Source organism: Ruegeria sp. AF3, assembly GCF_056536285.1.
Genome location: NZ_JBQFJM010000001.1, coordinates 525,515 through 540,666, shown reverse-complemented (window position 1 = coordinate 540,666; position 15,152 = coordinate 525,515). Strand labels below are relative to the sequence as shown.

The 15,152-nt window shown below is 58.1% G+C and carries 18 protein-coding genes; 14 read left to right on the top strand and 4 right to left on the bottom strand.

Going from position 1 to position 15,152, the window contains the following annotated elements:
• Window positions 1-35 precede the first annotated feature (35 nt).
• From ACR3FC_RS02670 to ACR3FC_RS02640, 7 genes are all read left to right on the top strand, one after another.
• The gene (locus ACR3FC_RS02670) at window positions 36-1,454 is read left to right on the top strand and encodes a protein adenylyltransferase SelO (protein ID WP_480473223.1); all 1,419 of its coding nucleotides are present in this window, start codon (window positions 36-38) and stop codon (window positions 1,452-1,454) included.
• 295 nt (window positions 1,455-1,749) lie between these two features.
• Window positions 1,750-2,454, top strand: coding sequence for an endonuclease/exonuclease/phosphatase family protein (locus ACR3FC_RS02665; protein WP_480476769.1), 705 nt, complete (start codon window positions 1,750-1,752; stop codon window positions 2,452-2,454).
• 83 nt (window positions 2,455-2,537) lie between these two features.
• Window positions 2,538-2,951 (top strand): Fur family transcriptional regulator, encoded by a 414-nt coding sequence (locus ACR3FC_RS02660; protein WP_480473221.1) that lies wholly within the window; start codon window positions 2,538-2,540, stop codon window positions 2,949-2,951.
• Window positions 2,952-3,086: 135 nt separating this feature from the next.
• The gene (locus ACR3FC_RS02655) at window positions 3,087-3,965 is read left to right on the top strand and encodes a DMT family transporter (protein WP_480473219.1); all 879 of its coding nucleotides are present in this window, start codon (window positions 3,087-3,089) and stop codon (window positions 3,963-3,965) included.
• Between the two features lie 136 nt (window positions 3,966-4,101).
• Window positions 4,102-5,379, top strand: a complete 1,278-nt coding sequence (gene eno / locus ACR3FC_RS02650) for a phosphopyruvate hydratase (RefSeq protein ID WP_480473217.1) — start codon at window positions 4,102-4,104, stop codon at window positions 5,377-5,379.
• A 48-nt stretch (window positions 5,380-5,427) separates the two neighbouring features.
• A complete protein-coding gene (locus tag ACR3FC_RS02645; protein ID WP_480473215.1) occupies window positions 5,428-5,967 on the top strand; it encodes a GNAT family N-acetyltransferase in 540 nt (179 codons plus the stop codon).
• A gap of 140 nt (window positions 5,968-6,107) precedes the next feature.
• Window positions 6,108-6,272, top strand: a complete 165-nt coding sequence (locus ACR3FC_RS02640) for a hypothetical protein (protein ID WP_480473213.1) — start codon at window positions 6,108-6,110, stop codon at window positions 6,270-6,272.
• Here the strand turns inward: ACR3FC_RS02640 and ACR3FC_RS02635 are convergent.
• From ACR3FC_RS02635 to mazG, 3 genes are read right to left on the bottom strand one after another with little or no spacing between them, the layout of a single operon-like run.
• On the bottom strand, window positions 6,269-6,718 hold the full coding sequence (locus tag ACR3FC_RS02635; RefSeq protein ID WP_480473211.1) for a GNAT family N-acetyltransferase: 450 nt from the start codon (window positions 6,716-6,718) through the stop codon (window positions 6,269-6,271). The two genes, ACR3FC_RS02640 and ACR3FC_RS02635, sit on opposite strands and share 4 nt — an antisense overlap.
• Window positions 6,715-7,656, bottom strand: coding sequence for a nucleoside hydrolase (locus ACR3FC_RS02630; RefSeq protein ID WP_480473209.1), 942 nt, complete (start codon window positions 7,654-7,656; stop codon window positions 6,715-6,717). The genes ACR3FC_RS02635 and ACR3FC_RS02630 overlap by 4 nt, the downstream gene beginning before the upstream one ends.
• A 54-nt stretch (window positions 7,657-7,710) precedes the next feature.
• Window positions 7,711-8,577 (bottom strand): nucleoside triphosphate pyrophosphohydrolase, encoded by an 867-nt coding sequence (gene mazG / locus ACR3FC_RS02625; RefSeq protein WP_480476767.1) that lies wholly within the window; start codon window positions 8,575-8,577, stop codon window positions 7,711-7,713.
• Between the two features lie 66 nt (window positions 8,578-8,643).
• Here mazG and ACR3FC_RS02620 point away from each other — a divergent pair, with 66 nt between their 5' ends.
• The 5 genes from ACR3FC_RS02620 to ACR3FC_RS02600 all read left to right on the top strand — a co-directional run bounded on the left by ACR3FC_RS02620 (window position 8,644) and on the right by ACR3FC_RS02600 (window position 12,694).
• Window positions 8,644-9,807 carry a M20 aminoacylase family protein gene (locus ACR3FC_RS02620; protein WP_480473207.1) on the top strand — a complete coding sequence of 388 codons (1,164 nt, stop codon included), beginning with the start codon at window positions 8,644-8,646 and terminating at the stop codon, window positions 9,805-9,807.
• A 30-nt stretch (window positions 9,808-9,837) separates the two neighbouring features.
• Window positions 9,838-10,812, top strand: coding sequence for an agmatinase (gene speB / locus ACR3FC_RS02615; RefSeq protein WP_480473205.1), 975 nt, complete (start codon window positions 9,838-9,840; stop codon window positions 10,810-10,812).
• An 89-nt stretch (window positions 10,813-10,901) separates the two neighbouring features.
• On the top strand, window positions 10,902-11,849 hold the full coding sequence (gene speB / locus ACR3FC_RS02610; protein ID WP_480473203.1) for an agmatinase: 948 nt from the start codon (window positions 10,902-10,904) through the stop codon (window positions 11,847-11,849).
• Between the two features lie 66 nt (window positions 11,850-11,915).
• Entirely contained in the window at window positions 11,916-12,320 is a 405-nt protein-coding gene (locus ACR3FC_RS02605; RefSeq protein WP_480473201.1) for a DUF1499 domain-containing protein, read from the top strand.
• 35 nt (window positions 12,321-12,355) lie between these two features.
• Window positions 12,356-12,694 carry a DUF6404 family protein gene (locus ACR3FC_RS02600; protein ID WP_480473199.1) on the top strand — a complete coding sequence of 113 codons (339 nt, stop codon included), beginning with the start codon at window positions 12,356-12,358 and terminating at the stop codon, window positions 12,692-12,694.
• Between the two features lie 18 nt (window positions 12,695-12,712).
• On the opposite strand, the gene ACR3FC_RS02595 is transcribed toward ACR3FC_RS02600, so the two are convergent.
• The gene (locus ACR3FC_RS02595; RefSeq protein WP_480473197.1) at window positions 12,713-13,003 is read right to left on the bottom strand and encodes a hypothetical protein; all 291 of its coding nucleotides are present in this window, start codon (window positions 13,001-13,003) and stop codon (window positions 12,713-12,715) included.
• A 62-nt stretch (window positions 13,004-13,065) separates the two neighbouring features.
• Here ACR3FC_RS02595 and prfA point away from each other — a divergent pair, with 62 nt between their 5' ends.
• Both prfA and prmC read left to right on the top strand, forming a co-directional pair.
• Window positions 13,066-14,121 (top strand): peptide chain release factor 1, encoded by a 1,056-nt coding sequence (gene prfA / locus ACR3FC_RS02590; protein WP_480476765.1) that lies wholly within the window; start codon window positions 13,066-13,068, stop codon window positions 14,119-14,121.
• Complete coding sequence (gene prmC / locus ACR3FC_RS02585; RefSeq protein ID WP_480473195.1) at window positions 14,118-14,963, top strand: peptide chain release factor N(5)-glutamine methyltransferase; 846 nt, start codon at window positions 14,118-14,120, stop codon at window positions 14,961-14,963. The genes prfA and prmC overlap by 4 nt, the downstream gene beginning before the upstream one ends.
• The last annotated feature ends 189 nt before the right edge of the window (window positions 14,964-15,152 follow it).

The window sequence follows — 15,152 nt, the reverse complement described above, 5'->3', positions numbered from 1 at the left end:
ATGGTATTCGTGCGCACGGGGAATATGTATGCCGCATGACACTGACCATTCCATTCGATAACTCATATACCCGCCTGCCGGACGCGTTCTTTGCGCGACAGAAACCGGCGCCTGTACGCGCGCCCAAGTTGATTGCCTTCAATGATGATCTGGCGCGGCTGTTGCAGGTCCATCCGGGTGATGTGCAAGAGATGGCGGAAGTCTTTGCAGGTAATCGCATCCCCGATGGTGCGGACCCCATCGCGCAGCTTTACTCCGGGCATCAGTTTGGCCAGTACAACCCGCAGCTTGGGGACGGGCGTGCGGTGCTGTTGGGCGAAACTGTCGGAACGGATGGCGTGCGGCGGGATGTTCAGCTGAAAGGCTCGGGCCCGACGCCGTTTTCTCGTCGAGGCGACGGCAGGGCTTGGCTGGGTCCGGTTCTGCGCGAATACGTGGTGTCCGAGGCGATGCACGCGCTGGGCATTCCCACAACACGCGCACTGGCGGCGGTAGAGACCGGTGAAACCGTGTTCCGGGAGGGTCCGATGCCCGGTGCGGTGCTAACCCGGGTTGCAACCAGCCATCTACGGGTAGGCACCTTTCAGGTCTTTGCAGCGCGGGGGCAGTTGGACAATCTGCGGCGCCTGACAGACTACGCAATCGCGCGCCACTATCCCGGGGCCGAAGGGCCAATGGACCTGTTGCGGGCCGTTCGGGATGCGCAGGCCCACCTGATCGCTCAGTGGATGAGCGTGGGTTTCATCCATGGGGTCATGAACACCGACAATTGCTCGATTACAGGTGAGACCATCGATTATGGCCCCTGTGCCTTCATGGATGTTTATCACCCCAATACGGTCTACAGTTCGATAGATCGGATGGGCCGTTATGCCTATGCCAACCAGCCAGATATTGCCGTCTGGAATCTGGCGCAGCTGGCAACCTCTCTGATTCAGCAGATGGACAACAAGGACGCCGCTGTTGAGCAGGCGACCGAGATCGTGCATGCCATGCCGGACCTGCTGCAACAGAACTGGTTGACCCGGTTCCGGGCAAAGATCGGGCTGACGACCGCTGAAGAAGGCGATCAGGCGCTGATCACCGATTTGCTAAAACGTATGGCCGAGGGGCAGGCTGATTTCACCAACACCTTCCGTGCGCTGGGCAAAGATACCGTGCGCGATCAGTTTGTCGATCCACAGGCCTTTGACAGTTGGGCAGAAGGCTGGCGTGCGCGTTTGGCGCATGAGGCGTCACCGCATGAAGTGATGACCGCGGCGAACCCGGCCTTTATCCCGCGCAATCACCGCGTCGAGCAGATGATTCGATCAGCGGTGGCGGGGGATTACCAACCGTTCCATCGGTTGATTACAATCCTAACGCGGCCATACGACGATCAGGCAGAAGCGGCGGATCTCAAACGGCCCCCGACCGATAACGAAGTTGTGCACGCCACGTTTTGCGGAACATGACGGTCAAACATCTCTGGAAATCCCTCGCTGCGGAACGTTTCGCTGGGAGGGGCGAACGGATTTGCCCGTTCCAGATCGGTGTCGGATGCGCTGAAACTGCTGTATCTCCGTCCTGCCGCACCTGGATGATATGAGGGGAAACCCGTCTGTTTCCGGCCACGCCACGTGCCGGGTTTTTAGGCGATATATTGTGCCGAGGCGACTTCCCCGGTTGCCGTTGTTGAGAAGTGAAACTGAAGGGTTGCGTCCGGCGACAGGCGTGGCACTTTGGGTCAAGCCCACTGGTCAGGTCTATATGCAGTCATCTTCCACCCTTCGCATCGCCAGCTATAACATTCAGAAATGCCTCGGGCTGGATCTCCGGCGCCAGCCGCAGCGCATTTTGCAGGTCATCGAACATATGCAGGCCAATATCGTTGTGTTGCAGGAGGCCGACAAACGTCTGCCGCCGCGGCCGGCGGCCCTGCCGCATTTCATGCTGGATGAAGCCGGTTGGCAGATCGTCGATCTGGGTGGTGCCGGCAGTCTGGGCTGGCATGGCAATGCAGTGATCTGGCGTGGCGAGGGCCTTTCGGTCCGGCGGACCGGACATCACGAATTACCCGGGCTTGAACCGCGCGGCGCGGTCCGTGTTGAATTTGATACCCATATCGGGCCGTTGCGGGTGATGGGAATGCATCTGGGGCTGTTGCCTGCATCGCGACGTCAGCAGATCTCGCATATCAGGCGGTTTGATAAAGAGCTGGAGCAGATGCCGACTGTCTGGGCGGGGGATTTCAACGAATGGTCCCGACAGCCTGTTCTGGATCACCTGGCACCGGAAATGCGTTTTCTGCCCCCCAAGCCGAGTTTTCCCGCCGCGCAGCCGCTGGGCGCGCTGGATCGGATCGCGCTGGGCGTGGGCGTCAGGGCCACTGCGCATGGTGTCCATGACGCGCGCCCGGCACATATCGCTTCGGATCATCTGCCGGTTTGGGCTGATTTGGCGTGCGTGGCTTAAGTTCACCGGAAAAGAAGAAATCCCTGTGGCGCAAATCGCACAGACATACTAAGACAGACACCCGAGCAATTCTGAGGGGCATCATGTCGGAAACGATTATTGGACGTTGTGAGGCCAAGGGTCTGCGCATGACCGGTCAAAGAAGGATCATCGCGCAGGTATTGGAACAAAGCGACGACCATCCGGATGTCGAAGAACTGTACGCGCGTGCTTCTGCCATCGACACAGGCATCTCGATTGCGACGGTGTATCGTACGGTCAAACTGTTCGAAGAAGCCGGAATTCTGGAACGTCTGGAGTTCGGCGATGGGCGGGCCCGTTACGAGGATGCCGAGCGTGATCACCACGATCACCTGATCGACATGCAGTCGGGGGAGGTAATCGAATTTGTCGACCCCGAGATCGAAGCCCTGCAGGAAAAGATCGCCGCCAAGCTTGGGTACAAGCTGAAAGGGCATCGGCTGGAACTGTATGGCGTGCCGCTCAAGCAGAAGTGATCCATCACAAATCACGAACGGCCCCAACACGTTAATTCATTGAATGTGTCGGGAATTGGCTTGCCAGATGCCGCTGGTTGCGGTTCATGTGCCCGCATACTGCACCCCAAGTACCCTTTTCCTACGGACGCGCGCATGAATAACGTAAACGGCATCCTTTTGCTGATCGGCTCGATGGCGGCCTTTTCTCTTGAGGATATGTTCATCAAGTTCCTGTCGGGCGCTGTGCCGACAGGTCAGATCATGGTGTGTCTGGGTGTGTTCTGCGGGCTTGTCTTTGCGGTGATGTCGGTGGTCACCCGCAAACGCATCTTCGATCCCGTGGCGTGGAAACTGCTGCCGATGGTACGTGCAGGGACAGAAGGATTCGGTGCCGTAACCTTTGTCACCGCGTTGTCGCTGATTGATCTGTCCACTGTCGCCGCCGTGTTTCAGGCCATGCCGCTTGCCGTGACCATGGGCGCGGCCCTGTTTCTGGGAGAGCAGGTCGGCTGGCGCCGCTGGAGCGCCATTGGTGTCGGCTTTATCGGTGTTCTGATGATCATTCGCCCCGGATTGGAAGGGTTTCAGCCAGACTCGCTGTTTGTCGTCCTGACCGTGTTTGCGATTGCGGCGCGTGATCTGATAACGCGCAAGCTGGATGCTCGGGTGGCCTCATCCGTTGTGGCGATGCAGGCGTATATCGCAGTGGCGCTGGCCGGGCTGCTGTTGATGGTCATTTCCGGAACACCCTTTGTGCCGGTGCAAAGCGGCCAGGCAGGGCCATATCTGGGCGCGATCGGTTTCGGCGTTTTGGGGTATTACGGCATCGTAACGGCCATGCGGGTTGGCGAGGCTTCGGCCATGATGCCATTCCGTTACACGCGTCTGGTGTTTTCGATCCTTGCCGGAATGTTGATGTTCGGTGAACGCCCTGACGCGCTGACAATGGCTGGGGCGAGCCTCATCATCGGATCTGGCCTGTATACCTTTATCCGCGAGCGACGTCTGGCGCGCAATCTGGTTCCGGCCTGATCCTGTTGGCGCAAACAGCAAACTGTTAGCCCTAAAGGTCGGTAAATATGCGTGTTAGCGATAACGGAACCGGTTTACTTTTGGCCGGTTGCTGCTATGACGCGTGCAACCGACTGCAGCCATAGGGACAGACCTCATGAGCACCATTATTGACATCCACGCGCGCGAAATTCTGGACAGCCGGGGCAACCCGACGGTCGAGGTCGACGTGATTCTGGAAGACGGCACCATGGGCCGCGCCGCCGTACCGTCCGGTGCGTCCACCGGCGCGCATGAAGCCGTAGAAAAACGCGACGGCGACAAATCCCGCTATATGGGCAAAGGGGTTCTGGAAGCCGTGGCCGCCGTGAATGGTGAAATCGCCGAGGAACTGGTGGGCTTTGACGCGACAGAACAAGTGGCCATCGACCAGGCGATGATCGAACTGGACGGAACCAATAACAAAGGCCGTCTGGGCGCCAACGCCATTCTGGGTGTGTCGCTGGCCACCGCAAAGGCAGCAGCCGATTTCACGACGCAGCCCCTTTATCGTTACGTCGGTGGTACCTCAGCTCGCGTGCTGCCGGTACCGATGATGAACATCATCAATGGCGGCGAACACGCCGACAACCCGATCGACATTCAGGAGTTCATGATCATGCCAACCTCGGCCGCGAATATTCGCGAGGCCGTGCGAATGGGGTCCGAAGTGTTCCATACGCTGAAGAAAGAACTGTCTTCCGCGGGGCTCGCCACGGGCGTGGGCGATGAGGGCGGTTTTGCCCCCAACATCGCCAGCACCCGCGAGGCGCTGGACTTCATCCTGAAATCCATCGAAAAGGCGGGCTACAAACCCGGCGAAGAAATCCACCTGGCCTTGGATTGCGCGGCGACCGAGTATTTCAAGGATGGTAAATACGTTCTGGCGGGCGAGGGGATCACCCTGACATCCGAAGAAAACGCAGCCTATCTGGCGGCTCTGGTCAATGACTATCCGATCATCTCGATCGAAGACGGCATGTCCGAGGATGATTGGGACGGCTGGAAAGCCCTGACCGACGCCATCGGCGACAAGGTGCAGCTGGTGGGCGACGACCTGTTCGTGACCAATCCGGCGCGCTTGGCCGAAGGGATCAAGCGCGGCTGCGCGAACTCGATGCTGGTTAAGGTGAACCAGATCGGATCGCTGACCGAAACCCTGCGCGCCGTCGATATGGCGCACCGTGCGCGTTATACCAACGTGATGTCGCACCGTTCGGGCGAGACCGAGGATGCCACTATTGCCGATCTGGCGGTGGCGACCAATTGCGGTCAGATCAAAACCGGCTCGCTGGCGCGGTCGGATCGGTTGGCCAAATACAACCAGTTGATCCGCATTGAGGAATCGCTGGGCGAGGTTGCGGAATACGCAGGCGCGTCGATCCTTCGCAAATAACGCGCTTGGTGCTAGGCTGGCCCCTGGTTTTATTCCGGGGGTCGCATTGTGCTGAACATCATCGAACCGGAAACGCCGGACCAGATTGAAGCGGTTCGGCGTTTGTGTTGGGATTACAGGGATTTCCTGCTGGCACTGGATGAAAGAACCGCCCAGATTGTGCAGGCTTTCTACCCAAGCGAAAAATACGCCCGCGTGATGGACAACATCGACGCGGAACACACACCGCCGACCGGTGGGATCAAACTGGCATTGCTGCATGGGGAACCGGTCGGCTGCGGTATGTTTCACACGTACGAACCCGGTGTAGCTGAAATCAAACGTGTATTTGTAACTGACGCAGCAAGGGGGACCGGAGCAGGCCGTGCCATCATGCTTTCGCTGATCGAAATGTGCCGAGATATTGGGTTCGACTATATTCGAATGGACACCGGCAAACCCCTGGAAGCGGCGACTCGGTTATACCTGTCTTTAGGCTTTCACCTGCGCGACGCCTATTACGAAACTCCTGAAATCGCACCCGGCCACCTGCTTTTTTTTGAGATGCCGCTATTTGAGAATGGCACCCTCAGGCCAGAGAAAAGTTAAATTTTTCAGGGACATGTTCGTTTGCGGTTGAGGTGTTTGACAATAAAAATGTAGCTTATCTATTCTTATGTGTGAACTTGTTACTTATCACGTCCACACTGAATGCCGTAGTTTGTCTTCATTGCAGAAAGGAGACTACGATGTCTGTATCCAAATTCCTTCTGATAATCGCCACAACGTCCATCACAGTATTGTCCGCCTGCGCGGGTCCGGGAACGTATCCGATAACCGGAGAAGAGGTTTCGTCGAATGACCCGGTTCAGGACATGAATCCGGCAAATATCTTCCGCGGCGAGTCGCGCTAAAGTACCTTGCTCATCAGCATATACCTGTCACGTTGTCTGAACCCGGTGCGCAGATATAGCTTTTGGGCAGTTTCATTGTTTCGGTCGACTTCCAGATGAAGAGCCATCAGGCCTGCCCCGGCAAGAGCTTTGGGCAGGTCCAAAAGAACCTCGGTGGCAATGCCGCGGCCCCGAACGGCGGGGCGTATGTAGATCTCGTCCACGAAACCGTCCATGCCGCCAAACTCGACTGACCAGCCAAAGGTCAGGATGATATATCCCAAAGGCGCGCGCCCGGGCCCAATCAGATAGACACAGCCATGAGGGATACCATCCAGCATGGGGGCGAGGGCATTGCGTGTCTTGTCGGCGTCCTGTGTCAGCCCGGCCTCGGTATGAAAGGCGGTGACCAGCGTCATCAGGCGATCCAGATCGTCGGGACGCGCTAGGCGGAGGGCAGCGCTCATAATCTGGCCAGCCTTTCTGTCAGCAAGGTGAAAAAGCCGTCGGCGTCGATTTCCCCCATGAACAACGCATTTGGTGCGCGGTTGGTGACACCCCACCAATCCGCAACGGTCATGCCCAAGGTCAGGTCGGACCCTGTTTCAATCTCGACATTCACGCGGCGGCCCGAAAACAGCGCGGGGCGGATCAGATAGGCGGTGACGCAAGGGTCGTGCAGGGGAGCGCCCGCGCTGCCGTATTTCTCTTTGTCGAAGCGTTCAAAGAAATCCGTCATCTCGGCCACGGCATGCCCAACCTTGCTGTCCAATGCGCGGAACGCGTCGTTTCGCGGTTTGGTCACCAGCGCTTTGTGCGTGATATCCAATGGCATGACAACAATCGGTATTCCGGATTTAAAAACGATATCAGCAGCTTCTGGGTCGACATAGATGTTGAATTCAGCAGTGGGGGTGATGTTGCCGACTTCGAAATACGCCCCACCCATCAAGACGATTTCCTGCACGTGGTCGATGATATCGGGGGCCTTGCGAAACGCAGTCGCGACGTTTGTCAGCGGACCCAGTGGACAAAGGGTCACGGTCCCCGGCTCTTCAGCACGCAGGGTGTCGATGATGAAATCCACAGCGTGACCTTTGGCCAGGGGCATCTGCGGATCCGGCAGGACCGGGCCATCCAGCCCGGTTTTTCCATGCACATGTTCTGCGGTGACAAGCGGACGGTTCAGCGGTTTGTCGCAGCCCGCATAAACCGGCACATCCGTACGTCCGGCCAATTCACAAACGATTCGGGCGTTCTTGGCTGTAAGGGCGAGCGGGACGTTACCCGCGACGGCCGTAATACCCATAACCTCGATCTCGTCCGGGCTGGCCAGCGCCAGCAGGATGGCGACGGCGTCGTCCTGTCCGGGATCGGTGTCGATGATGATCTTGCGAGGGGGCATAGGCGTCTCCGGGGGTCGTGAAGGTGGGACACTCGCAAGTGTCGGATCGCTTGTCTACCCGTTTCTGGTCGCGGCCAGTGTATCCACCGGCGGGAGTTTGCCATTCGCGCGATGCTCTTCCGTTTTAACCTCGTCCCACAGCGCATCCATCTCGGCCAGATCGCTTTGCGAGGGGGTCTTGCCCCGTTCGGCCAGCCGGGCTTCGACCTTTTCAAAGCGACGGGTGAACTTGGCATTGGTGCGACGCAGGGCGGCTTCGGGTTCGATGCCAAGATGACGACCCAGATTGACCATCACGAACAGCAGATCGCCGAATTCGTCTTCCAGCGCGTCAGCATCCATTTTGTCACGCGCCTCTTCCAGTTCGGCGGCTTCTTCGGTGATCTTGGCCAGAACATGGCTGGCGTCAGGCCAGTCGAACCCCACCCGAGCGGCACGTTTTTGGAGCTTATGCGCGCGCAGCAGTGCGGGCAGGTTTGCGGCCACACCGTCCAGCGCACCTTTCTGTTCCTTGCCCGCCCGCTCGGCGGCTTTGATGGCCTCCCAATCTTTGATTTGCTGGTTAGCCGACTTGTCGCGGGATTCATCGCCAAACACATGCGGATGGCGGCTGACCATCTTGTCTGACATGGTGCGTACGACGTCCTGAAAGGTGAAATGTCCTGCTTCTTCTGCCATTTGGGCGTGAAACACGGATTGAAACAGTAAATCCCCCAGTTCGCCCTTAAGCTCGTCAAAGGCTTCGCGTTCGATGGCGTCAGCGACCTCATAGGCCTCTTCGATCGTATAGGGGGCGATGGTCGCGAAATCCTGTTCGATATCCCACGGGCAGCCGGATTGCGGATCGCGCAGGCGGCGCATGATTTCCAGCAGCCGTTCGATACCTGCATCGCTGTCATGGATCAGAGGATTTTCAGCCATTGCGAACCCTTTCATTCCGGTGTCAGATGCATCCATTCCGCAGTCCCGATCAGGAGTCCACCCCAGATGCCCGTCGTCAACCGAATTGCCGATTTCTCTGCCGACATGACCAGATGGCGCCAGTATCTGCATACCATCCCAGAGTTGGAATTCGAATGCCATGAAACTGCGGCCTTTGTGGCGGAACGTCTGCGTGAGTTCGGGGTCGATGAGTTGCATGAGGGGCTCGCAAAGACCGGGATGGTCGCGATCATAAACGGGCAGGGCGACGGGCCGACGATTGGCCTGCGCGCCGATATGGATGCGTTGCCAATTACCGAAGAAACAGGCGTTGACTACGCCTCTCAGAACCCCGGAAAGATGCATGCCTGCGGTCATGACGGGCATACCACGATGTTACTGGGCGCGGCCCGTTATCTGGCCGAGACGCGAAATTTCAGCGGTCGCGTGGCGCTGATCTTTCAACCCGCCGAGGAAGATGGCGGTGGTGCTGGCGTGATGGTCGAAGAAGGCATCATGGACCGGTTCGACATCTCGCAGGTCTACGCGCTGCACAACGCGCCGGGATTTGCCGAAGGGACATTCTATACCACGCCGGGGCCGATCATGGCGGCTGTCGATACGTTCGAAGTGCATATTCAGGGTGTCGGCGGCCACGGTGCGATGCCGCATGAAACCCGTGATCCGGTTATGGCGGCCTGTGGGATTGCGCAGGCCATTCAGACCATTGTCAGTCGCAACCACTATGCGCTGGATGATCTTGTCGTTTCGGTCACGCAAATTCACACAGGCACGGTCAACAACGTGATCCCGGATACGGCCTATATCAACGGCACCGTTCGAACATTCGATCCGAACGTGCAGCAGATGGTGATGCGACGCATGGCCGAGATTGTCGAGGGGCAGGCCAAATCCTATGGGGTCGAGGCGCGTTTGGAATACAATGTCGATTACCCTGCCACCATCAATGATGCCGAAAAGGCGGGTTTTGCGACCGAAGTGGCGCGAGAAATATCCGGAGATGACCGGGTCACCGGCAATACCGGGCGCGAGATGGGGGCCGAGGATTTTTCGTACATGCTGCAAAAGCGCCCCGGTGCTTATCTGTTCCTCGGGCAGGGTGAAGGCGCGGGGCTGCATCATCCGAAATACAACTTTAACGACGAAATCGCACCGGTGGGCGCGTCGTTTTTCGCGCGGATCGTGGAAAAAGCGCAGCCGTTGAGCTGATAAAGGTTCGGGAAAGGGACTACGGAAGACATGGCACTGGAAGACGCAAGAAACCAAGTGGATGAGGCATTCACCAATCCGGACCTCAAGGGGTTGTCTTATGAAAATACGTTCGGCGGCGCGACGTCTTTTCTTCGGCGGCTTTACACCAAGAACCTGAAGGGTGTGGACATCGCCGTAACCGGCGTGCCGTTTGATCAGGCGGTTACGAACCGGCCCGGCACGCGCCTTGGCCCTAGGGCGATCCGAGAGGCCAGTGCGCTTCAGTCGCCTGATGCGCCCTATGGCTGGCCCTTTGATGCGCTGAGTGAACTGGCGATCGTGGACTATGGCGATATGGCTTATGATTATGCCAATATACCGGCCTTTCCCGACACGCTGACCGACCACATCCGGACCATTCTGACCGCTGACGTAGCGTCGGTCGCGTTGGGTGGCGACCACTATATCAGCTTTCCGATCCTCAAGGCTTATGCCGAGAAATTCGGGCCAATGTCCCTGCTGCAATTCGATGCGCATACCGACACATGGGTCGATGACGATATGTCCCGCGTGGATCACGGGACAATGTTCTACAAGGCTGTAAAGTCGGGCATTGTCGATCCGAAACGCTCGGTCCAGGTGGGTATTCGCACGACGAATGAGGATACGCTGGGCGTGAACATCATCGATGCGCGTGAGGTTTATGAATCGGGGCCTGCTGCAGTGGCGCAAAAGATCAAAGACATTCTTGGTGACAGCCCCGTTTACCTCAGCTTCGACATTGACGGTCTTGACCCGGCCTTTGCCCCTGGTACGGGCACGCCGGTCTGGGGTGGGTTAAGCTCGATTCAGGCACAGATCATCCTGCGCGACATTGCCGGGATCAATATCAAGGGCGGGGACGTGGTCGAAGTATCGCCGCCCTTTGACACCTCAGGTGCGACAGCGATTGCTGGGGCCCATGTGGCGACTCAGATCATTTGCCTGTTGGGGTGGAACAAGCTGGAAAAAGCAGAAGGGTAAACCCGCATGGGTTCACGTTAACCAACAGTTAGCCATGCTTAAGGTATGTGCTGGATCACAAGACGAACAGGGGCGGGACTATTACGCGCATGACCGAATTCAACCAACCAATTAGCGGGAATGATCTGGCTCGGTTTTCCGGGCCGAACACATTCATGCGCCTGCCGCAGGCCTCCTCGCTTGAGGGGCTGGATGTGGCGGTGCTGGGGGTGCCGATGGATATCGGCACGTCGTGGCGGTCGGGCACGCGCTTTGGCCCCAAGCAAATCCGCGGCGAAAGCGCGATGATCCGGCCCTATAACATGGCCACCAGAGCGGCCCCGTTCGACAGTTTGCAGATAGCCGATATTGGGGATCTGGCGATCAACACCTTCTCGCTGGCAGACAGCCTCAGGATCATCAAGGAAAGCTATGACGCCATATTGGCGAAAGGCGTGATCCCGGTGGCCATGGGGGGCGATCATTCGATCACCCTGCCGATCCTGCGAGCCATCAAGGCAAAACACGGGCCCGTGGCACTGGTGCATGTGGACGCCCATGCCGATGTGAATGACGAGATGTTCGGTGAGCGTGAAACCCACGGTACCGTCTTCCGCCGCGCCTATGAAGAGGGGCTGATTGTTCCCGACAAGACGTTCCAGATCGGCATTCGGGGCTCGGGTTATGCCGCCTCGGACTTCACCGAAGCCAAGGACTGGGGCTTCCGCCAGTTCCCGGCCTGGGAGCTGTGGCAGCAGAACCTGACCCAAATCGGATCGCAGGTTCGCAAGATCATCGGGGACCACCCGGTTTACATCTCGTATGACATCGACAGCCTTGATCCCGCGTTTGCTCCGGGCACCGGCACGCCGGAAATCGCAGGTCTGACGACACCGCAAGCGCTGCAACTGATCCATGCCCTGCATGGGGTAAACGTGGTGGGATGTGATCTGGTCGAGGTTTCACCCCCTTATGATCCATCGGGCAACACTGCACTGACAGCGGCCAACCTGATCTACGAGATGCTGTGTATCCTGCCGGGTGTGACGTCGCGGTAAGACGCGGTGGAATGTCTTGCCGCCGGTTTTGTTCCGCTTAGGGTTCACCAAAAAGGATAGAACGGGATGAAAAAGGTGGCTTTGGGGGCAGTGATTGCGCTTGTGGTTGGGGCGGGCGGCTATGTCCGCCTGGCACCGTCCGACCCTACGCGGTGGCACGTCGCTTTTGTTGCAACCGAAAATCAGGATTTGCCCGGTGGTGTGGTGCGCGTTGTCGAAACCGGCTCCGACGGGTTGCAGCGTCTTGACGAGATTGCCCAAGCCACGTCGCGCACCACGGTTTTGGCAGGTTCGGTCAGTGAGGGTATGATCACCTATATCACCCGCACGAAATGGATCGGCTTTCCCGACTACACCACGGTTCAGCAGGATGGTGACACCCTGCGCATTCATGGGCGCCTGCGATTTGGCCGCAAGGATTTCGGGGTTAACAGAGCGCGAGTCGATGGGTGGTTGACTGCACTTCAATAGATTGAAATCAAGGGGAAAGTTCCTAAATTGGACGTATGAATGACTATGAGCAAAAGTTCCATAATGCATTGGCTGAAATTGAGCAGGCCGGTGTTAAGCAGCACATAAGAATTGATTCTGATCTTGAACGATTGAAAGCACTTGGCTTTGAACCAAGACCCTTTCTGTATTGGGCATCGCCATTAACCAATGTTGCTGTGTTTGTCTTGCTGACCTTGATAATTGCTTCGGTTCAGGCCGGGGTAACTGTCATACTTGGTGAGAACTTTTGCCTTCCCAATATATTTGGCTTTGCAGCGTTGGCCGCCGTACCACTTACTTTGCTAACAGTCGCACTCAGACTGTTCCAACGCAGGGCATACAATTTGAGCTAGTGGGAAGACTTGTAGCGCTCAGAGAGCGTTGTCACCATCTGGCGGTGTATCCAAATTTGGCCAGTCCGAGTGTAACCCAGACGACAAACACCCCTCCTGAACCTCACGCCACATGGGAACGTTCAGGGACATCTGGCATTGCGCCGTGAACATGCGTCCGTCGACCTGAAGGCAGATCATCTCACCCAGTTCGATGCGAGACCCGGATGTGTCAGTGCAATAGCAATCCCGCGTCTTGCCATCAGGGCCGATGTAATCGGCGAATGCAGGCGTCGTTGTCAGCAGCAGAGTAATTAAAACCCGTTTCATGGCCGCAAGCTTAGCATGACGTTGCCCTTGACCAAAGCCCCCGGATGAGAGACACCGCCGGGATGATCCCCGAAGAACGTCTTGAACAGATCACCCAGCGTTTCCAGTACCTCGAGGCAGCCATGGCCGATGGCGCGTCGGGTGGTGACATAGCGGCGCTGGCCAAAGAATATTCCGACCTCAAGCCTGTCGTCGATCAGATCATGGCCTGGCGACAGCTGGTGGGAGATCTGGCCGAGGCGCAGGCGATGCTGACTGACCCGGACATGAAAGAGCTTGCCGAGGAGGAGATCCCCGAGTTGCAGGCCCGCATCCCCAAGGCGGAAAACGCGCTCCAACTGGCATTGTTGCCAAAGGACGCGGCGGATGCCCGTCCGGCGATGCTGGAAATCCGCCCCGGCACCGGCGGGGACGAGGCCGCTTTGTTCGCAAGCGACCTGTTGCGCATGTATCAGCGTTACGCCGAGGCGCGTGGCTGGAAATTCGAGATTATCGAAGAACAGGCCTCGGATCTGGGCGGCATCAAGGAAGTGGTCGCCCATATCAAAGGCGACAATGTCTTTGCGCGCCTGAAGTACGAATCCGGCGTCCATCGGGTGCAACGCGTGCCCGAAACCGAAAGCGGCGGGCGCATTCACACCTCGGCGGCGACTGTGGCGGTTCTGCCCGAGGCCGAGGATGTAGACATCCAGATCGACGCCAATGATATCCGAATCGATACGATGCGAAGCTCGGGCGCGGGCGGACAGCACGTGAACACGACCGACTCGGCGGTGCGGATCACGCATCTTCCGACGGGATTGGTGGTGACGAGTTCCGAGAAGTCCCAGCATCGCAACCGCGAGATCGCCATGCAGGTTCTGAAGACGCGCTTATATGATCTGGAACGGCAGCGGATTGACAGCGAACGGTCGGCAGATCGCGCCAGTCAGGTGGGCTCGGGGGATCGCTCGGAACGCATTCGTACTTATAACTTCCCGCAGGGGCGCATGACCGACCATCGGATCAACCTGACGCTATATAAGCTGGATCAGGTGATGCAGGGCGATCTGGACGAGGTGATTGATGCGCTGACGGCAGACGATCAGGCCCGGCTGATGGCCGAGATGGCACAATGACGGGTCTGCAAACAGCGGCACAGGCCATGGTAGCAGCGACAGCGCGCCTGCGTGCGGCCGGTGTGGACGATCCGGCGCGCGACGCGCGTCTGTTGCTGGCCCACGCTGCACGGATTGAAGCCAGCCGGGTGACACTGATTGCCCCGGAAGAATTGCAGCCCGAAATCGCCGAGCGTTATGACCAGCTGATCTCCTTGCGTGCCGTTCGGGTTCCGGTATCGCATCTGTTGGGTGAGCGGGAGTTTTACGGCCGCAGGTTTCGCGTCAGCCGGGATGTCCTTGATCCGCGCCCGGAAACAGAAACCCTGATCGAAGCGGCGTTGAGCGAACCATTTGATCATGTCCTCGACCTGGGGCTGGGCTCGGGGTGTATCCTGATAACCCTTCTGGCCGAACGCAGCAGTTCCACGGGCGTGGGTGTCGATCTGAGCGAAGCCGCCTGCCTGCAAGCCAGTGCCAATGCGGTTCAGCATCAGGTAGAGGCGCGGATTGAGATTCTTCGATCAAACTGGTTTGAAGACATTAATGGTCAATTCGACCTGATTGTTTCCAACCCTCCATATATCTCAGTGTCTGAGATGGAAGAGCTGTCGCCCGAAGTGCGCGAGCATGAGCCGCGCATGGCTCTGACGGATGAGGGGGACGGGTTGGGAGCGTATCGTCGGATCGCGGCTGCGACCCCGGATTTTCTGTTGCCGGGCGGGCGAATTCTTGTCGAAATCGGTCCGACGCAGGCGGCAAAAGTATCAGCCCTGTTCGACGCTGCCGGGTTGGTGGATGTTCGGATCATCCCTGATCTGGACGGTCGCGACCGCGTTGTCGGCGCAAGAATGCCGGGTTGAGTGGCGGGTTTGCGGCAAAAAACGCCAACCCGAACAAAAAAGCTTGTGAAAACCCGAGATTCCTCTTGTCTGCGCCGTCAGGACATGTTTACTCAGGATTAGTCGGCGAGGTTGACGCTGTTGCAGCGCACCCCTGACGCCAAGCCCAAAAAGTCGACTTCCCGTCACGGCAAACGCCTTAGAGCAGTG